This is a genomic window from Marisediminitalea aggregata (assembly GCF_900129565.1).
GTDB lineage: Bacteria > Pseudomonadota > Gammaproteobacteria > Enterobacterales > Alteromonadaceae > Alteromonas > Alteromonas aggregata.
The window spans coordinates 141,678-160,983 of sequence record NZ_FQWD01000008.1 but is presented as its reverse complement, the minus strand read 5'-3'; the positions used below and the strand labels follow the sequence as shown (position 1 = coordinate 160,983).

The 19,306-nt window shown below is 48.8% G+C and carries 14 protein-coding genes; 7 read left to right on the top strand and 7 right to left on the bottom strand.

The window, feature by feature from the left end; genetic code table 11:
• Window positions 1-78: 78 nt before the first annotated feature.
• Together BUB81_RS20500 and BUB81_RS20495 are read right to left on the bottom strand one after the other, a co-directional pair.
• Window positions 79-1,074 (bottom strand): FecR family protein, encoded by a 996-nt coding sequence (locus BUB81_RS20500; protein ID WP_073325219.1) that lies wholly within the window; start codon window positions 1,072-1,074, stop codon window positions 79-81.
• 69 nt (window positions 1,075-1,143) lie between these two features.
• Window positions 1,144-1,677, bottom strand: a complete 534-nt coding sequence (locus tag BUB81_RS20495) for an RNA polymerase sigma factor (protein WP_162359764.1) — start codon at window positions 1,675-1,677, stop codon at window positions 1,144-1,146.
• A 260-nt stretch (window positions 1,678-1,937) separates the two neighbouring features.
• Between BUB81_RS20495 and BUB81_RS20490 the strand changes: the two genes are divergently transcribed.
• Together BUB81_RS20490 and BUB81_RS20485 are read left to right on the top strand one after the other, a co-directional pair.
• Window positions 1,938-3,056: a glycoside hydrolase family 43 protein gene (locus tag BUB81_RS20490; protein ID WP_073325218.1), complete on the top strand. Its 1,119-nt coding sequence runs from the start codon at window positions 1,938-1,940 to the stop codon at window positions 3,054-3,056.
• 17 nt (window positions 3,057-3,073) lie between these two features.
• Window positions 3,074-4,486 carry a sugar porter family MFS transporter gene (locus BUB81_RS20485; RefSeq protein ID WP_073325254.1) on the top strand — a complete coding sequence of 471 codons (1,413 nt, stop codon included), beginning with the start codon at window positions 3,074-3,076 and terminating at the stop codon, window positions 4,484-4,486.
• 76 nt (window positions 4,487-4,562) lie between these two features.
• Here the strand turns inward: BUB81_RS20485 and BUB81_RS20480 are convergent, their stop codons facing one another.
• A complete protein-coding gene (locus tag BUB81_RS20480; protein WP_073325217.1) occupies window positions 4,563-5,555 on the bottom strand; it encodes a Gfo/Idh/MocA family protein in 993 nt (330 codons plus the stop codon).
• Window positions 5,556-5,745: 190 nt separating this feature from the next.
• On the opposite strand from BUB81_RS20480, the gene galB reads away from it, so the two are divergent.
• From galB to BUB81_RS20465, 3 genes are all read left to right on the top strand, one after another.
• Entirely contained in the window at window positions 5,746-8,463 is a 2,718-nt protein-coding gene (galB, locus tag BUB81_RS20475) for a beta-galactosidase GalB (protein WP_073325216.1), read from the top strand.
• A gap of 27 nt (window positions 8,464-8,490) precedes the next feature.
• Window positions 8,491-9,675, top strand: a complete 1,185-nt coding sequence (locus BUB81_RS20470) for a helix-turn-helix domain-containing protein (RefSeq protein WP_073325215.1) — start codon at window positions 8,491-8,493, stop codon at window positions 9,673-9,675.
• A 168-nt stretch (window positions 9,676-9,843) separates the two neighbouring features.
• Window positions 9,844-11,106 carry a glycoside hydrolase family 5 protein gene (locus BUB81_RS20465; protein WP_217653486.1) on the top strand — a complete coding sequence of 421 codons (1,263 nt, stop codon included), beginning with the start codon at window positions 9,844-9,846 and terminating at the stop codon, window positions 11,104-11,106.
• Between the two features lie 219 nt (window positions 11,107-11,325).
• Here the strand turns inward: BUB81_RS20465 and BUB81_RS20460 are convergent, their stop codons facing one another.
• Window positions 11,326-12,123, bottom strand: coding sequence for a hypothetical protein (locus tag BUB81_RS20460; protein ID WP_073325214.1), 798 nt, complete (start codon window positions 12,121-12,123; stop codon window positions 11,326-11,328).
• Between the two features lie 212 nt (window positions 12,124-12,335).
• On the opposite strand from BUB81_RS20460, the gene BUB81_RS20455 reads away from it, so the two are divergent.
• Window positions 12,336-12,590 carry a hypothetical protein gene (locus BUB81_RS20455; RefSeq protein WP_073325213.1) on the top strand — a complete coding sequence of 85 codons (255 nt, stop codon included), beginning with the start codon at window positions 12,336-12,338 and terminating at the stop codon, window positions 12,588-12,590.
• On the top strand, window positions 12,578-13,201 hold the full coding sequence (locus BUB81_RS20450; protein WP_139241648.1) for an ATPase: 624 nt from the start codon (window positions 12,578-12,580) through the stop codon (window positions 13,199-13,201). The genes BUB81_RS20455 and BUB81_RS20450 overlap by 13 nt, the downstream gene beginning before the upstream one ends.
• A gap of 119 nt (window positions 13,202-13,320) precedes the next feature.
• Here the strand turns inward: BUB81_RS20450 and BUB81_RS20445 are convergent, their stop codons facing one another.
• The 3 genes from BUB81_RS20445 to BUB81_RS20435 form a co-directional block, all read right to left on the bottom strand.
• Entirely contained in the window at window positions 13,321-14,229 is a 909-nt protein-coding gene (locus BUB81_RS20445; RefSeq protein ID WP_073325211.1) for a LysR substrate-binding domain-containing protein, read from the bottom strand.
• A 347-nt stretch (window positions 14,230-14,576) separates the two neighbouring features.
• On the bottom strand, window positions 14,577-17,441 hold the full coding sequence (locus BUB81_RS20440; protein WP_073325210.1) for a glycosyl hydrolase 115 family protein: 2,865 nt from the start codon (window positions 17,439-17,441) through the stop codon (window positions 14,577-14,579).
• Window positions 17,442-17,452: 11 nt separating this feature from the next.
• On the bottom strand, window positions 17,453-19,120 hold the full coding sequence (locus BUB81_RS20435; RefSeq protein WP_073325209.1) for a glycoside hydrolase family 43 protein: 1,668 nt from the start codon (window positions 19,118-19,120) through the stop codon (window positions 17,453-17,455).
• Between the last annotated feature and the right edge of the window lie 186 nt (window positions 19,121-19,306).

Sequence of the window (19,306 nt, the reverse complement as noted above, 5' to 3'; positions counted from 1 at the left end):
AAAAAAGCGGCGGCCAGTACCATCAAGAACAAACGATTTACACCGGCCCGCAATGAACACCTCTCCATTACAAGCCGGTCAGTCTGACACCGTTAGTACGAATATGTCGCTGCGCTCTTCCAGTGTGAAACCATCTGAGGCAGCCAGCAGTTTTAGACTTTTATCAGCATCTACTAAATTAAAACGTCCTGCTATGCGCTTTCCTGTTTGACCTTCGACACGGACAGGCTTTGAGAGATACCTTGAAAGTTGCTCAGCAACAACATCAACAGGTTGATTGTCTACATCCAGCCAACCACTGCGCCACTCCGGCAACAGTTTGTCATCGATACGAAAAGTATGATGCCAATTCCCATCCATAAGGACGACGCCTTCCCCTTTAATGACCGTCAGTGACTTGTCAGCAAAAACGCGTACCACACCTTCATAAACTCTAATCACGGTCTGGTGCGCCAACTTATCTATATCAAACGCCGTCCCCACAACCTGAATTTTAGTTTCATTGACATTCACGACAAAAGGTCGCTCTGTTGAATGTGCTACATCAAAATACGCTTGCCCTTTGTTGAGTCTTACTTCTCGTAATATCTCGGTGTGATTTACTTCAAGTGATGAATTTCCGCTGAGATAGACCACAGATCCGTCTTTTAATACGGTAGAGTTTGGCGATGCATTGGGAGTGAATAACGTTAACTCCTGACTGTGTTGGGCTTTTTTTACCGGCAACGGCATGTCTTTGGTCGCCTCGTTAACTTCTCCCAGTCCAACTATCAGCATAACGATTGCCGCACTGGCAGCCAAGCCATACCACACACCAGCAAAACGGCGTTTTCTGCCAGGCGTAGTAACAGCAACAGGCGTGTTCGATCCGTGCTCTGTGCCGCTTTGCTTAGCCAACTCAATGGCCGCCAACGCGACATCAGGCTGCCCGATTGCAGTGGCAATACGGGTAAAAGCCAACTGATGCTCAGGTACAGTTAACCAGAGTGACAATTCCTGTTTGCCATGCTCATCCAATTCTTCAACGCGATCAAACCAGTCTGCAGCCTGTTCTAAATGATCCTTACTTGCCATCAGTGCCTCTGTTGCCCTATACCCATTTTGTAGAGGCGATTTTTCACCATTCGGGGACATAAATTAAAGTTATTCTGTACCATCAGCCCAACCCGCTTCTTCCAATCGCAAAGTGAGTTCAACCATAGCTCTGGTCAGGTGCTTTTTCACAGCTTCCACACTGATATCGAGTGCCGTTGCAATATCGTCGCGACTCATACCGTCGACCCGGCGCATGATAAAAACATCTCTGCGCAAAGCGGACATATTCGCTAAAACTGTTTCGATAAAAGCCAATTTACTCGCATTTTGATACTGGGTATCCGGGCTATCATTGGCGGCCTCCATATCTACGCAGTGCCACTCTACCGCATTCGGTACGGCTTTCCGTTGGAAATCATAAAGTACTGACTTGGCAACAGTAATCATGTATGCCAGAGGGTTTTCAAGCTCTGCAAATTTCACACTTTTACTGGTGCGTAATAAAGTTTCTTGTAACACATCCTCAGCGACAACAGGGTCGCTCGTCAAACCACAAATAAATGCTTTTAAAGCATTTTGAGTGTGGTCTGTCGTTGATTTTACCAAGCCTTGCCAATCAGCCTCATTTGGGGAGTCTTTCAAGGTAGTCTTCACCCGAAAAATACAGAATCGGCAACATTAATACAGATTTGTGACAATGAGATGATCAGGGCTCTATGAAACCTCAACCTGTCTTGCCCGTTGCTCGATGCCACACAAAGTTTGCAATGCCGCCATGTAAATTTTATGTTATTCGATACCACTTTATCTTTTTCTTGTTTTACAGGCTGGTAACATTGCCCAAGTCGTCTCATCACTGCATTATGCCAAGCTAACATCAGTAAACATTCAGGGAGCGTGTTGTGACGTTTCAACATTCTTACAAATTAACTTTTTCCGCAGTAGTATCCGCGTTAGTCCTTAGTGCTTGTGGACCCGCTAACCAGGCAGAGACTGCTGCCAGTAGCGCAGCAGCGCCAGCTACACAAACAGCAAGCAAGGATAAAAGTGGTTTAGCCGAACCACTGGTTGAGCATATCTACACTGCCGACCCTTCAGCGCACGTATTCGAAGGCCGTCTCTACATTTACCCTTCACATGATGTGGAGTCTGGCATTCCGGAAAATGACAACGGTGATCACTTCGACATGCGCGATTACCATGTGCTGTCTATGGACGAAGTGGGTGGCGAAGTCACCGACCACGGTGTCGCGCTTTCAGTAAAAGATATTCCTTGGGCAGGCCGCCAGTTGTGGGCGCCTGACGCAGCCTATAAAGACGGTACTTATTATCTGTACTTCCCGTTAAAGGACAAACAGGATGTATTTCACATCGGCGTAGCAACCAGCGACAAGCCTGGTGGTCCGTTTACCGCACAACCAGAGCCCATTGAAGGCAGCTTCAGTATGGATCCCGCCGTCTATAAAGACGACGACGGCAGTTACTACATGTATTTCGGCGGCATTTGGGGTGGGCAATTGCAGCGCTATGAAGGCGGCACCTACAACCCAGAAGATGTATATCCGGCTGACGATGCGCCTGCAGTAAAACCGCGCATTGCCAAGATGGCGGACGATATGTTGTCATTCGCCGAAGCGCCAAAAGAAGTGGAAATTCTGGATAAAGACGGCACGCCTATTTTACAGGGTGACAACGACCGCCGTTTCTTTGAAGCCGCCTGGGTGCATAAGTATCAGGGTAAGTATTACTTCTCCTACAGCACCGGTGACACCCATAAAATTGTTTATGCCATTGGCGACAACCCGTATGGCCCATTCACCTATCAGGGCGTCATCCTAAAACCCGTACTCGGTTGGACAAACCATCACTCTATCGCCAAATTTAAAGGTAAGTGGTACCTGTTCTATCACGACAGCTCGCTATCTGGCGGTAAAACGCACCTGCGCAGCGTGAAAATGACTGAACTTACTTACAACCCGGATGGCACCATCGTGACCATCGATCCGTACCTGGAGCCGTAATCATGTTGGAAACGACTATGAATTCATCCGATACCACCACCAGCAATGACAACATTGGTTTTGTGGTATTCATTAGTATTGTTGCGACCATCGGCGGTTTTTTGTTTGGCTTTGACAGTGGCGTTATTAACGGCACGGTTGACGGTCTGCAAAAAGCCTTTAATTCGGCGAGTGCCGGTACGGGTTTCAATGTATCCAGTATGCTGTTGGGTTGTGCGGTGGGCGCGTTCTTCGCCGGTCGCTTTGCCGACAAATACGGACGTCGCACGCTGTTAATTGCAGCCGCGGTATTATTCATTGTGAGTGCCTGGGGTTCTGGCATTGCAACGTCGTCATTTGAATTTGTTATATACCGTGTACTTGGTGGCCTCGCCGTGGGTGCTGCGTCGGTGATGGCGCCGGCCTACATTTCCGAAGTCTCGCCAGCCCGTTATCGCGGCATGCTTACCAGCATTCAACAGATCGCAATCATCAGTGGCTTGTTCGCCGCCTTTTTGAGCAACTACTTGCTGGCGGGTGAAGCGGCTGGCTCAACCAACACGCTGTGGATGAATTATGAAGCCTGGCGCTGGATGTTCTGGATCGAGCTCGTCCCGGCATTCTTGTTTTTCTTTATGTTGTGGTTCATCCCTGAAAGCCCGCGCTTTCTGGTATCCAGTGGTGCAACTGATAAAGCCACGCAGGTATTGACTAAACTTCAGGGCAGCGAGGCCGCCACACTGAAACTGGCGGAAATAAAGCAGTCTCTGGCTAGCGACCACCAGCCGCGTTTGTCAGACTTAAAAGAAAAGGCAACAGGTAAAGTCCGTCCGATTGTATGGGTAGGTATTGGCCTCGCCGCGTTCCAACAATTAGTGGGGATTAACGTGGTGTTTTACTATGGCGCGGTACTGTGGCAAGCCGTTGGCTTCTCCGAATCAGATGCTCTGCTTATCAATGTTTTAAGTGGTGCCATTAGTATTGCAGCCTGTGTTATCACCTTGCTTGTTATCGATAAAATTGGCCGTAAACCACTGTTAAAGTGGGGTTCGGTTGGTATGGCAATTACCTTGTCGGTAATGGTCATTGCGTTCCTGAATGCCAGTCAGTCACCTGATGGCAAACTGGTACTGGGTGACTGGGGCACCACAGCACTGGTAGCTGCCAATATGTACGTGTTCTTCTTTAACCTGTCCTGGGGACCTGTGATGTGGGTAATGCTGGGTGAGATGTTCCCGAATCAGATCCGGGGTTCAGGCCTGGCCGTCAGTGGACTGGTGCAATGGGGTTCTAACTTCGTGATCACCATTACTTTCCCAATGCTATTAGCGGGTATTGGCCTGGCGGGTGCTTACGGTTTCTATGCGTTGTTCGCACTGCTCTCCGTATTCTTCGTGGTGAAGTTAGTCAACGAAACCAAAGGCAAAGAATTGGAGCATATGGAAGGGTAACGACGCTCCTGTTTCCAAAGCCCGGCCATGACTTGACCCCATGCGCCGGGCTTTTTTATTTTCGCGTTCCGCCCGATTATAACGTTTCTATGTCATTATCGTATTTAAGGCCCAGTGTGTTACGGATACTATCCAGTGTATCCATGACACCCACACTGTCGGTATGAGACATACGTTTATCGCTGCTCTCCTGCTCAGCAATCAGTTGCATGGTTGCTTCTATTTGATATTCAAACCCGTTAGCACGATGGGTAAACGATTGTGCTTCAATACACTCGTCATCCACAAACAGACTGCAACCGAGGCCTTCCCAGAAACGCCCGGGAATATGAATAAACCCCTTGCTGCCGTGAATGGTCATCACGTTACTGCACTGGGCATTAATGGTACTGACAAACTGGCTCACCGCACCAGAAGCATACTGCATGGTCACAAATGTATTGTGATCCACTGGTGCGCCTGCTGGTGTGGTTATAGCACTCACCTGAACAGGGTTTTCCTCCAACAGGTACTGACTGATACTGACACTGTATACCCCGAGGTCCAGCAAACTGCCACCTGCTAAAGCGGGGTTGAGTAATCGGTGCGTAGCGTCGCCACTGAATTTAAAGCCAATTTGCGACGTAATGTATTTCAACTGGCCAATTCGCCCCTGTTGAATCCATGCTTTTACCGTTGCGAAACAAGGCATAAAGCGGCTCCATAACGCCTCCTGGAACACGCATTTATGTTGTTCTGACAACGCCACCAGTTCACAGGTTTGGGATGCATTAACCGTAAGCGGTTTCTCCAGCAACAAGTGTTTGCCGGCAGCCAGTACTTGTCGCGCGACCGGATAATGATGGCTATGCGGTGTGGCGATATACACCACATCAACCATAGGATCGTCAACCAATGCCTGATAACTGCTGTGCAGCACGCTTGCGCCATTCTTGTCGGCAAAGGCCTGACCACGTTCAGTATTTCTGCTAGCCACCGCGTAAAGCTCACCTTGCGGTAAGACCTTTAACGCATCGGCAAATGTTTGGGCAATATTACCCGGGCCTATAACGCCCCAACGGCATGTCATGTTGAATTTCCTGTTCTGTTTACACCCACTAAAACACCAAGCTTACCTTGCCTTTTACCGGGAAAGGAAAAGGTCGGTTTCAGAAATTTCGTATTGCAATTACTTAATCTGCAATTGCCTTTTATATGTACGCCATGCCTGTATATTGGCAACAACTACTTGTATTACAAATGATAAAAAGGAACAAGGCATGCCTGATTACAAGTTTACCAAGTGGCTGGTTGCTTGCGTCGCTATTATTGCAAGTTCAAGCCTAACAGCGTCCCCCCGGGAACGGGTAGACCTGAATAACGACTGGCGTTTTTACCGGTATGCCGACAACCAGCAAGCCGACACGCTAATCTATGATACCCGTCCCGCAGTAGAGGGATTTAATGATAGTCAGGCTGCCGATACGCGCCCCACCGATGCAGTCTCTATTTCCAGTCAGGCCGATATTTTAAAGCCCTGGATACTGCCATCCGGAAACGCATTTATTCATGATCCAGCCAAGCGACACACCCGACCGGCAGGTAACCCGGGTGAGGATTTCCCGTTCGTTCAGCACGACTTTAACGATGCCGACTGGCAGGCAGTCACCTTACCCCACGACTGGGCAATAGCAGGTCCGTTTTACACCGGCGACAACCCAAAAGTCGGCGGGGGTATGGGGCGTTTACCCAGTCATGGTGTGGCCTGGTATCGCAAGCAATTTACTCTTTCAGATACCGACAAAGGTAAGCAAATTTACCTGCATATTGACGGCGCAATGTCTTATTCCATGGTGTGGTTGAATGGAAAATTAGTGGGCGGCTGGCCTTATGGATACAGCTCGTATCGTTTGGATCTTACCCCCTATGTGTCAACCACCCGCCCAAATCAACTGGCTATTCGCTTAGACAATCCGCCTCAGTCTTCGCGTTGGTATCCGGGAGCGGGTATTTACCGCAACGTGTGGTTGGAAAAAACCTCACCGGTACATGTTAGCCAGTGGGGCACACAAGTTATTACGCCCCATGTCACTGCCGAAAGCGCGGATATATCCATTAAGACCGGATTAACAAATAATACTTCATCTGCCCGCACGGTCACTATGCAACACGCCATTTATGAACTGTCCGTCGATGATCAATTAAGCCGCACACCAGTGCAAACGCTGACATCCGAAATAGTCACTGTGCAGCCGGGCCGGGATCAAACATCAAGCTCATTCACCAAACTGGCTAATCCCAAACTGTGGGGACCTGCCCCGCAACAAACACCCCATCGTTATGCCGTTGTCACCACCCTTAAAGAAAACGGCAGCGTGCTCGATCAGTACACCACGGCATTTGGCATTCGGGATTTGCAATTTGATCCGAATAAAGGGGTGTTTATTAATGGTGAGCACACTCCTCTGCAAGGCGTCAATCAACACCACGATTTAGGCGCTTTGGGCGCGGCGTTTAACTTACGTGCCGCAGAGCGTCAGTTAGAAATATTGCAGGAAATGGGCGTGAACGCGATTCGCATGGCGCACAATCCCCCCGCCCCAGAACTGCTTACGCTCACAGATAAAATGGGTATCCTGGTATTAAACGAATCCTTCGACAGCTGGTATAAGAAAAAGACGCCGCTTGATTTTCATCTGATTTTTGCCGACTGGCACGAACAGGATCTACGCGCGTTGGTGCGCCGGGATAAAAATCATCCTTCCGTGATCATGTGGTATATCGGCAATGAAGTCGGTGAGCAGTACACTGGCGAAGACGGCGCAAAAGTGGCGCTGGCACTAAAAGCCATTGTAAAAAGTGAAGACCCGACGCGCCCTGTCACCGCATCAATGAACTGGGCGAAAGCAGATTTTCCTTTCAGTGCAGCAATGGATTTAATCAGTCTCAACTATCAGGGCGAAGGAATACGACAGGCACCTGAGTTCGAAGGGACTAATCGCATTCGCACGCCCCCCTCTTACCCGGCATTTCACAAGGCCCATCCGGACAAAGTTATCTTGTCGAGTGAAACGGCTTCAGCTTTCAGTTCCCGCGGGATTTATTTATTCCCTGTTACACCGGAATTCAGTGCACCTGTGCGCGATGGGCGAGGTGGAGACTCCCGTATTCATCAGGTCAGTAGCTATGAATTACATGCCGTCGACTTCGGCTCATCTGCCGACAAGGTATTCCGCTATATCGATACACATCCATACGTTGCGGGGCAGTTTGTGTGGAATGGATTCGATTATATCGGAGAGCCCACGCCTTACTATTCAGCGCGCAGTTCCTATTCGGGCATGATCGATCTGGCTGGTTTCAAGAAAGACCGGTTTTATTTGTATCAAAGTCAGTGGCGGCCAGACCTCCCTATGGCGCATATCCTGCCTCATTGGAACTGGCAGGGCCGTGAGGGCGAAATCACACCTATTCATGTATTTACCTCAGGTGATGAAGTAGAGTTATTTATCAATGGCGAGTCCAAAGGGCGTAAAAAGAAAGCGCCACTGGCATACCGCATTCGGTTCGATGACATTCGCTATACACCTGGCAGTGTGGAAGTAGTTGCCTATAAAGACGGTAAGCCATGGGCCCATGAGCGGGTTGAAACTACTGGCCCTGCTGCAGCCCTTGCAGCATCTGCCGACCGCAGTGTTATTCATGCCGACGGTCGCGACTTGTCATTCGTTACGGTAGATATTGTTGATGAGGCGGGCCGGTTCGTTCCTACTGCGACCCACAACATTGCCTTTACCCTCAGTGGACCTGGGCGCATTGTGGCCACCGACAACGGCGATTCCACTGACTTTACGCCATTTGTGTCACACCAGCGCAATGCGTTTAGTGGCAAGGTACTGGTTATCATTCAGAGTGAAAACCACGACAGTGGAGACATCATTCTTACCGCGACCAATAAGGAACTGGGCACCACGTCACTGCGGATTCGGTCGAAATAGCCTGCATATGAAACAGAGGCAGCCACAATGATCGGTTTTTATAAGCGGGCTCTCTACGGCCTGCTTATATTACTTGTTACCAGTATTGTTCTGGTTCTGATTGCTCTCGACCAGACGTTTCTGAGCAGTCCGCTCATGCCTCGACAAGCAAGCACCTATGGTTGGTTCAGTGAAACGGATACCGACCAGTATGATGGCGGCAGCTCAACCGCTTTCCTCAGTGACGACAGCTTTTTACTGGATGCTGAATTGCGCTTAACCGAGACGATAGAACGCCCGTATACTGCCGTATCCATGGTTTTTCACGATGCCAACAACCAGCGTATACACCGTGATCTCAGCGCCTATCAACACATCACCTTTCAAATAAAGTGCTCCACCAACACTGTACTGACGATGCTTGTGTACACGGTAGATTCGGTCATTACCCAGCCTCATAACTATCTGACTTACCGGGCCCCCCATAGCTATTTTAACTGCAGTAGCCAATGGCAACCCGTTACTCTGGACCTTACCGATATGACCCTGCCGGCGTGGTGGCTCCATATGTTTAACCTGAATCTTGCCGACAACGGATATTCACTGGAGCAGGTCGCGAAAATTCAACTCGGCACCACGGCACAAAGCCCGCTCAACGAAACGATTCGGGTACAGGTAAATTCCCTGACTCTGCGCGGTGAGGATTGGCAAACGTTGTACCTTACAGCAGGCCTGTTGATACTACTTTGGCTTGGCTATATCGTTTGGTTTGTGCGTGCCCATGGCCACGCGTTGGTGTCGGGGTTACAACACAAAATCTTAAGCGAGCGCCCGTTGGTTGCTTATCAGCAACTCTCGTTAGCCCCTCACCGCAATAGCCCCAGTGATTCAATTATCCGTTATCTGGCTGAACACTTCTCAAATCCGGAACTCAACGTTGACATGGCCGTCAATGCCCTCGGTATCAATCGCACCAAAATGAATGAGCTGTTGAAAGCTGAACTTGGTCTTACGTTTACGGGGTACCTGAATAAGCTTCGCTTAGCCGAAGCCAGTCGCTTACTTTCAATTACCGACAACGGTAATATCGCTGATATTGCCTACGCCGTTGGCTATAAAAATATCTCGTACTTCAACAAACTGTTTAAAGAGGAATACGGCTGCACACCGAAATCCTTTAAACAACACTTCGATAAAGCCAGCTCTCCCAAAAGCGAACAGAACAGCCACTAACACTAATCGCAAATAAACTAACAATTTTTGCAAATCACAATAAATACAGTGAGCTACGTGTATGTTAAAACAATAACATTGAGTACCCTGACATCCTCATACCAACAAGTGAGTTGACATAAAAACACGAAACACAACTCGCCAAAACAATAATCAGAGGCCTGTTCCATGACATATCGCAGCGGTATTGTGCTACTTATCACCCTGTTCCTGTTTGCCTGCGGCGGCGGTGGCGCAAGTACGCAAACGCCTCCTACGCCTAATACGCCGGCTCCGTCCAATCCTGGCAACGGCGGCACGCCAGATACCTTGTATCCGGACTACAACACCACACCACAGCCTGCCGATATGACGGGCATGGAAAAAGATGCTCAGCAAATTGCCGCTGATATCAGACTGGGCTGGAACATTGGTAACACCATGGAGGCCACCGGTGGTGAAACGGCCTGGGGAAACCCGGAAGTCTCTGCTGCGCTCATTAAGCTGATCAAAAACAGTGGTTTTAATGCCATTCGCATTCCTCTGGCGTGGGATCAATACGCCGATCAGGACAGCGCAAAAATAGACGACGCCTGGTTAGACCGCGTGCATGAGGTCGTGCAAATGTGTATCGATGAAAATCTCTATGTACTGGTAAACATTCACTGGGATGGCGGTTGGCTGGAAAATAACGTCACCACTGAACAACAGGACAATGTGAATGCCAAACAACGCGCATTCTGGCAGCAAATTGCGACTAAGCTTCGCGACTTCGACCAAAAACTCCTGTTTGCCAGCGCTAACGAACCCGCCGTTGAAGATGCTGAACAAATGGAAGTGTTACTGACATACCATCAGACCTTTGTCGACGCGGTGCGCGAAACCGGTGGTAAGAATGCCTACCGAACCTTAGTGGTCCAGGGGCCCACTACCGATATTGAAAAAACGAACGATCTCTGGACCCATATGCCGGTCGATACCATTACCAATCGCCTGATGGCAGAAGTCCACTTTTACACGCCCTATCAGTTCACCTTAATGCGTGAAGACGAAAGCTGGGGGGCTCAATTTTACTTCTGGGGCGAGGCTTATCATTCAGATACTCAACCTGAACGCAACGCGACATTTGGTGACGAAACACTGTTGGAAGAGCAGTTTGCGTTAATGAAAGTGCAGTTTGTTGATATGGGCATTCCGGTTATTCTGGGGGAATTTTCGGCCATGCGACGCACCAACCTGACCGGTGACGATCTCCAACGTCATTTAGACAGTCGGGCCTATTACCATCAGTACGTAGTTGAAGCGGCGCTGCGTAACGGCCTGCTACCCTTTTATTGGGACAACGGCAGTCTTGACGCCCTGAACTCAGGTATCTTCAACCGTCAGCAGAATACCGTTTTCGACCAACAAACCCTGGATGCGCTGTTAGCCGGTGAACAAGCCGCCCCGTAATACCAGTTTGGGAAGGGTAACCCGCCTGCGGGTTACCGGACATAGCCTGCCACGTCCTGTTGGCAGGCTATTTTTATGAACCACACACAACTGTATTTCACTTTTAGTCCTGCGCCCTTTACAAATTCAAGAGACTCTTTAACACTCTTCCCGGGTACTTATAACAATTCGCATAGAAATTTGTCAGACACTCTGTTTCAACGACATACCTCACAAAATTTACTTAATACATGCAGTCAGTAAATCGACGGTAATCGGCAATTTGGTATCAGCCGGGATAGACAAGTCTTCTGGTGGATACATGATTCTTATTTTTAATAGTTGCCAACGCTCCTTGAGCAAATCGAAGATATCGAACCCTCTCAATGCGGCAACTTCGGCAATTAATCGTCCGAAGACGCTAAATATATCGATTTGCTCCGGGTACGTACCTCTATCGATCTTTCGGATGGATTTAACATGGAGCAACAATATTTTATCGATAGTGCTAGCAATGTGCACTTTATCTGAATTGACAAAGCCAACTTCAACCTCCTCAATCAGCGGTATTAAATCTTTGTGCACAACTTTACGTTTTACTAACGCCGGTAAATAAAAGGGGGCGAGTGGCTCGCCTAACAGTAAAGCAGCGGCCACCACACTCGCGCCTAGCGGCGCGCCTCCGTAGCCTTTCCAGGCTCTATAAGAATCCAATAAGTCACGTGCCGACGCATTGATAGATTCATATTCTCCGAGCATCAGTAAATTACGAAAAATCACCGAGGAGGTGTAGCATTTTGTTAGCTCCGGATAAATCCTTACTACATGCTGCGTCGCATCGTTTAAGCGGGTGAGCAATGAATTGTCAGGTGCCTTTCCAAGCGCAATTGAGTAGATGAATACCCTGTAAGTATCGTAGTCCAATCCACCAAAGGCACAAGAAATTTCACGATCAGTCAAATCCTGATTTAATCTATCAAAGTCAATTAAACCCTTCGAAAGATTGTATCTAATAGTTAATTCATCAATTGCATTCATTCCTTGACCTCTCGCTCAAACGATAACCTATATCGGGTTTGGTAATTCAATAATCACACATCATTAATTCAACTTCATCATTGCAACGAACTGCATACTGATGTGTAGTGCAAACAGCAGTTAACTAATCCCTGTATTTTCTCAACCCACCTTCAACTTGCCACTATAATGTTTGCTGGATACAATGATTTTACCTGAAATTGGAGATAACTATGACCAAATCAGTAAAGAAAGTGTCTGTAGTAAAACGGCAAGATCCATTGAACGACTTTGTTACGTTGACCAAAATTGGTCTAAACGCATCTCGAACTGCGCGAAAACAAGCTTCGCTTCGCGGCGTAAGTTACACCTATGCGAAAAATGGCAAAATTTTTAAGCGAAATCCCGATGGCTCAGAACAACTGATTCGTGAAAGAAATGACATAGATAATTTTCCTCCACTCGAATCAGATTTATGCCAAGGTTAAGGTTGATTGCTGGCCCTAATGGCTCAGGGAAAACAACGTTAACTAACGAGTTGAGAGACAAATATGATGTTCCTTTGGGCCAATATGTCAATCCTGATGAGATTGAATTAACACTTCTCGAATATGAACCTGATCCGCTAAAAAGATCGAAACTTGCTCAGACTATAGCCACAGGCCAACGGAAAATGTGGCTATCCAAAAAAGTATCCCATAGCTATGAATCTGTTATGAGCCACCAGAGTCATTTAGAGTACATTATGGAAGCTAATGCTCTTGGATTTAAATCTTACCTTTACTATGTTTGCATTGCTGATCCGGAAATTAACGTCGATCGCGTTGATGAGCGTGTACAATTAGGTGGTCACCCTGTGCCTGATGAGAAAATTCGCTCAAGATATAACCGCAGTTTATCGAACCTGTTCAATATGGCTTCACAATGTCACCGTGTTTATTTTTTCGATAATACCGATTTGCTTGTGCCAATCGCAGAAATAAATCCAAATGGCTTTCTTGATGTTAAAGAGAAGGAATATGATTTGGTCAAGCCTGGCTGGTTTCGAACGAATATTTTGCTCAGGTGGCAAAAAGATAAAATTCGAATACTACGCTAATTCTCTGCTCCTAAACCCTTTATATATTCACCTAACCACGTAAGGCACCTGCCAAACAGCGCCAATCTGTAATCAGCTAATTACAGCTCAAATCATTAGAGCTAAGACTTCTCTGCACCCTAACGCTCAAACGGCATCTGCGCTTTCAGCCAGTCGCAGAACACCTTGATACGTTTGTGTTTCGGGGAATTTTTCAGGTAAACCAAGTGTGCTTTCCAACTCACCGGATGTGGGAAGTCCACCGGGACCAACAGTTGCCCGGACTTCAGGTACTCCCCAACCATAATGTCTGAAGCCAGCATCACGCCATGCCCGGCCAACACAGCGCTTAACGCCAGATCGCTCGAGGTAACCTCGGTTTTATTCAATGAAGTCTGATGAATATTTACATGGGCAGATTCGAACCAGGTTTCCCAATTCACTCTATTTTCATGGGCAAGACTAAAGAGTCTTGCAGATAGCAGGTCTTTTGGGTGCTTTGCAGATAACCGGGCCGCAACAGACGGTGCACAGACGGGGAATACCGGATTGTCGCCTATTTGCTCAACCACCAGTGATGGTTTGTGTAAATGCGTACTGCTGGTACTAAAGCGAATAGCGACATCTATTTTCCCATCGTTGAGATCCTCTACCCGGTTTGAGCCCAGCACGTTGATATTAATATGCGACTGTGCGGTGTAAAAGTCGATTAAACGCGGAACCAGCCACAAGGCGCAAAATGCCTGTGTAGAACTGACGGTTAGCGCACCTTCTACCGGCGCTTCCTGAACCTGATTCAGCCCTTCTACGATATCGGAAAAACCTTGCTGACAAGACGCCAGTAACACTTTACCCTGAGCAGTCAGCGCCATATTTCGCGCTTGCCGGGTAAATAGCCTTACGTTCAGGCAGTCTTCTAACTGACGCATTTTTTGGCTCACAGCCGCTTGTGAAATCGCCAGTTCTTCTGCGGCTTTACTGTAGCTTTGATGCCGCGCCGCTACCTCAAAACACAGCAGGTTGTTCAGCCACCTGAGACGCTTATCCATGCCACCCCAATAACATAACCTGTACTTATATGTGATGTTAGGATTGATCGTTGGTGATGTAAAGGGCAAACCGCCACACTGTTCATACCGTCACCCTTACAAGGAATAAGCAGGATGAACAAAGAAAGCACCTTAGAAATAAAGCACCGTGAGACAGAGTCTAAAGACAGCTGTGCTCATCAGCTGGTAAACAATTACCGCAACCAAACAAAACTAAACTACTGGCTGAGCATCATTGGAAATAAGCTTAGCTTATCTTCATGGAGTGTTGTGAAATAATGAAACCCGGCAAGACAACAACGCGGGGATGAACGCGCCACTACTGTTCACCCCCGCCTTGATTGCGCTTATAGTTTATAACGACGCTCTAATGGACCCAGATAGCTGGGTTTAAGATCACCGGTATCCACTACCACCTTTTGCAACACCGCGCCCGGTGTCAAACCGTAAACCGTTAAGGTATAGCGTCCGGGTTTAGCAACGGGCAATGTTGAAGTAAGGGTTTTCACATTATTTAGCACGCCTTGCTCCCAGGCTTTCTTGTCTGACTGTTCAGGTAAACTCACTGTACCCAGCAGCTTATCATCCAATGCAATTGCCAATTGTATGCCGGTTGCCGCGTCAAAGGGCAACGACGGCGACAACTGCAAAGACAGTGAAAATTCACCGCTCGAGGTAAAATACAATGGGAATTGTAATGCTGGTGCGTTTCCGGTATCCAGTAAGGCATGGGGTTCGACAGCCGTACGCATCGCTGCTCCGGTGCGCCCGTGCAACGATACCCGGCGCCATTCGCCCGCCTCGCCATTCAGAATGGTTGCACTGGTGGCATTGGCTGCGATGTAACCGTCGCCTTCAATGAAGTCGCCAGGCTGCGGACTCTGTAACAGGTCGGGTTTAACCGCAACAACGTCAATACTTGCTCCACCCCACCCAGTGCCAGACACAAATACGCTGCCGGTGTGCTCGCCTGCGGGCAGTTTCTGCCAGTCAATGCTGACCGATACCTGCTCTTCTGCAGTTAACGCGCCGCCTTGTTTATCGACAAGAATCCAGTCGTGAGACGTTTTCGCTTTCCAGTTAAACGTCTTGCCCTGGCGGTTATACACGGTGACGGTGCGCGATGACTCGCCAAAAGAGGTAAACGTGGGCAATGTCAGGGGTTTACCCTGCCCTTCGTTTGCCGGCCAGTACAAGCGACTACCTTCCACGGAGACGCCCATATCAGCCACGGCAGGCGTAGCCAAGGCTTTGGTGTGAACAACAGGCGGCAGGTTTGCAGGAGGATTACGCCAGTGTACAAACCCGATATGCGGTTGCGACATCATGTGATTCCATTTGCCGCCTCTCAACTCATGATAAGCATCACGCAACTGCTCATCCCGGGCAAACCAGCCATTTACTTTTGCCGCCATCTCGTTTGTGGTGCTGCGGTCCTGTTCTGCATAGAGGCGATTAAGCGCCTGTGCATGATTCAGCTCAAACATTGTTTGTGAAGCCCACAGCGGGTAGCCGACCAACTGGAAAAAGCTGTCGCGGTAGGCACTGTCAATGTCTGCATGGATTTTCTCTGCCAGCGCAGCTGCGTCCGCCAGTTCTGCGCTGATCCGACTGGCTTCGTTGTAATTCAGCACACTGTAAGTATCGGGCGCAATCGCGGCGGGTTTTCTTCTGCCGTTGTGCAATGTGTAGGTATTCAGTAACCGGGTAATCTCGTCTGTGTACTGACCATTAAACTGTTTACGTACCCACTCACGAGTAAAGCTGGCCGGCGAAGTTTCATCAAACGCCGAAGGATCCCAGGCTTGGGCCAGAAAGAAACTAATGGGTAACTCCATTGGTTTCAGATCGCCTACATTAGTGATCCAAATACGGTCTGCACCATAGTCCCAGGCCAGATTCATTTGCTCCCACACCTTGCCCAACGGCACAGTATTGATCCAGCGGTATGAGCGCGGCCCGCCGACATAGTCAAAATGATAATACACACCCGCCCCGCCTTGTCGTCCAAGTTCGTCGCTGGTAGGCAAACGGCGTACGTTGCCGAAGTTATCATCGGCCCAGAGTAACGTTACATCGTCAGGTACACGCATACCGCGTTCATAAAAGCCCTGCACTTCTTTGTACAATGCCCAAACCTGAGGGATCTCATCGATTGGTTTGTCTATGTGCTTAGCCAGTATTTCCCGCTGGTCGGCAACAATACGCTCCAACAGGCCAATATTCTCGCCTTCGCTCATTGGCGTATCAGCCTGTCCTCGCATGCCCATGGTAAAAATTGCGTCCTTGTCTTTATAACGCTTGGCACCCTCAACCCAGAACTCATAGAGCTTGTCTGGGTTTGTCGAATACTCCCAGGGGCCACTACCATAACGATTCCATTCCTTATCGGCTCGCATCATGGGCTCGTGGTGTGATGTGCTCATCACTATGCCCATTTCATGGGCCAGATACATGTTCTGCGGATCGTCATCGGCAAATGCATTGTTCCACATCGCGGGCCATAAAAAGTTAGCTTTTGAACGCAACAAAAGTTCAAACACATGGCGATAAAACGTCGCGTTGTAGCCACCGAATTTTTCGTGGGTCCAATTGGTTAATGCCGGCGCTTCATCATTCAGGAAGATGCCGCGGTATTTCACTTTTGGCGCATCACTTACCTGTGAACCGGCGGTAATGTACACACCATCACGCTGCACGACTGGCACATCTGCCCACCAGTACCAGGGTGATACGCCCATTTTTTCCGACAAATCATAGATGCCGTAAATGACGCCTCTACGATCAAACCCACTGATTACCCAGGCTTGCTCCACACCATCAAATGGGTGTTGTACGTGAGCCAGCTGATAGCCTTCCCATTGATTGGCATTCTCTTCAATGCTGAGGGTACCGTCAGCAAATAACCGATCGACAGGTGCAGCAGCGCCTCGCTCACCAATGATGATCACCTGCCCGGATAGCGCCTGGGCATCATGGACAATAACCGGAGTAAGGCCGGTTACCTTGTAAATATCAGACTGCAGGTTTTTCGCTGCCAGAAGAATGCCGGGGCTGGCATTCGAGTCGACCCAAATACTCGCGACCTTGCCACTCGCCTTATCTGCCACCACAAATGACTGAGAGTCCGGTGAAAAAGACACATAAGCCATAACGGGTGATACCGCACTGACAACCAGGGCGCAAATAATAACAATACACTGCTTAAACATGTCTTACTCCGTTAGTCTTTTCGGCTGTGCAGGCCCAGCGTTGTGCCTACAAAGCCACCGGCTTTATTTGTACTTAACCAGGTCGCATCCATCGCCGGCGAGGATGTATTTGCCGTTTTTTCCAGCATTGAGGTCCATCCTGTGGATGTGCGAAAATCAAAATAAATCCGCTCTTTATCACCACGAATACGCAGGGTTATCGCGTCAGGCTGCATCTCTTTCAGTCTATGCGTAGCAACCGTTGAGGTTTTGCCGTCGACTGTGCGCTCTACAAAAAGCTGTGTGCCGGCAGTTGTATAACGCGCACCAAAATAATAGTGAAATGCCTCACTTTGAAAAGCGGCAAGCCCACCGCTCACACCCGTGCTCTCAGGCAAATACATCTCGGTTTCAACCGCGTATTCTGCGGCTGATTGATGTACGCCCAAATAACTGACATCACCTTTACTGGTAAGCGGTTCACGCAACGGCGTCAGTTTCATCCGGCCGCCCTGAATATGCACCCAGTCCCGATTAAAGCTCCGTAGACCTTGCCAGCGCAATCCCAATTCCACATCCGTAAAGTCTTCACGCCAGCTGTAAAATGCGGTGCTTTCGCTTTTAATGTCCGGGTAGGGTTTAGGCAAGGTGACCGGTATCGGCTTACCGGATGGCAGTATCATTGGCCACCCCGTCTGCCACGTCATAGGCAGCAAGAAGGTTTCTCGGCCCGTGTTATACCAGTCATTTAAATAAGGACGTGTCGCTAAGAAGACGCTCCACCAGCGTCCATCTGGGCCCTGAATAAAGTCAGCATGACCCGCAGCGTCTACCGCATCAGGCCGAGGCAACGGTAAATCCCGTTGGGTCAGAATAGGGTTGTTTTGATAAGGTACAAACGCATCATTCAGCGAACGCGTTCGAAATACCACCTGGGAATGCTGTGGACCGGTTCCACCCTCTGCGCAGGTTAAATAATACCAGCCGTCTTTTTTGTATATATGCGGACCTTCAATCCATACTGGCTTCTGACTAATATCCACGCCGCCGTTTACTAACAACTTGCGCGACGACGGCACGACTTTCATGGTAGTCAGGTCAAACTCCCATAACCAGATTGCCCGATGACCGCTGTACAAAGGCTCCCCCGGTGGCGCATCATTGTGGGCAATGTAGGCTTTTCCGTTTTCATCAAAAAAGATATCCGGGTCAATTCCCCCCACTTCTGGCAGCCAGACAGGCTCAGACCATGGGCCCGCAGGATCCGTCGCGGTTAATATGAAATTTCCCCCACTGTCTACCGCCGTGGTAATCAGGTAAAACACACCTTCGTGGTAGCGCAAGGTGGGAGCAAAAATGCCTCTGGAAATCCCAAGTCCGGCAAATGAGGTCTGGGAAGCGCGATCCAACGCATAACCCACAAGCTTCCAGTCAGTCAGATTTTTACTATGAAAAACCGGTAAGCCCGGGGTATACGAGAAAGAGGAATTAACCAGGTAGTAGTCATCCCCTTTTTTTGTAATCGATGGGTCAGGGTAGTATCCCGGTAATACCGGGTTTTTAAATTGCGACTCTGCGACTTCGTACAGCGCGGGTGGCGTGTCGTACCGAAACCAGTCGAACTCTACTGCGTCAGTTGCTGACGCCCCCGGCAGATACAAACCTATCAGCGAGAGCGCTGATATCACTTTTTTCTTCACGTTATAACTTCATTCAATACGTTATGTAATCTGGCATTTAACGTGAAAGCGCGCGGCGCTTCAATGAAGCGGCTTTATGAAATAAAACTTTCGTAGTTGCGTTTTTTGTGAATGAAATGTTATTGCCCTGATTGGCCCGTTGAAATAAAAAAACGCCCGCTTCGACACGCGAAGCGGGCGCTTTGT

Bases quoted from the DNA above. Each gene is read 5' to 3' on its own strand.
- BUB81_RS20450 (WP_139241648.1), top strand. From the start codon at position 12,578: ATGCCAAGGTTAAGGTTGATTGCTGGCCCTAATGGCTCAGGGAAAACA.
- BUB81_RS20440 (WP_073325210.1), bottom strand. From the start codon at position 17,441: ATGTTTAAGCAGTGTATTGTTATTATTTGCGCCCTGGTTGTCAGTGCG.
- BUB81_RS20470 (WP_073325215.1), top strand. From the start codon at position 8,491: ATGATCGGTTTTTATAAGCGGGCTCTCTACGGCCTGCTTATATTACTT.
- BUB81_RS20480 (WP_073325217.1), bottom strand. From the start codon at position 5,555: ATGACATGCCGTTGGGGCGTTATAGGCCCGGGTAATATTGCCCAAACA.
- BUB81_RS20465 (WP_217653486.1), top strand. From the start codon at position 9,844: ATGACATATCGCAGCGGTATTGTGCTACTTATCACCCTGTTCCTGTTT.
- galB (WP_073325216.1), top strand. From the start codon at position 5,746: ATGCCTGATTACAAGTTTACCAAGTGGCTGGTTGCTTGCGTCGCTATT.
- BUB81_RS20445 (WP_073325211.1), bottom strand. From the start codon at position 14,229: ATGGATAAGCGTCTCAGGTGGCTGAACAACCTGCTGTGTTTTGAGGTA.
- BUB81_RS20500 (WP_073325219.1), bottom strand. From the start codon at position 1,074: ATGGCAAGTAAGGATCATTTAGAACAGGCTGCAGACTGGTTTGATCGC.
- BUB81_RS20455 (WP_073325213.1), top strand. From the start codon at position 12,336: ATGACCAAATCAGTAAAGAAAGTGTCTGTAGTAAAACGGCAAGATCCA.
- BUB81_RS20460 (WP_073325214.1), bottom strand. From the start codon at position 12,123: ATGAATGCAATTGATGAATTAACTATTAGATACAATCTTTCGAAGGGT.
- BUB81_RS20485 (WP_073325254.1), top strand. From the start codon at position 3,074: ATGAATTCATCCGATACCACCACCAGCAATGACAACATTGGTTTTGTG.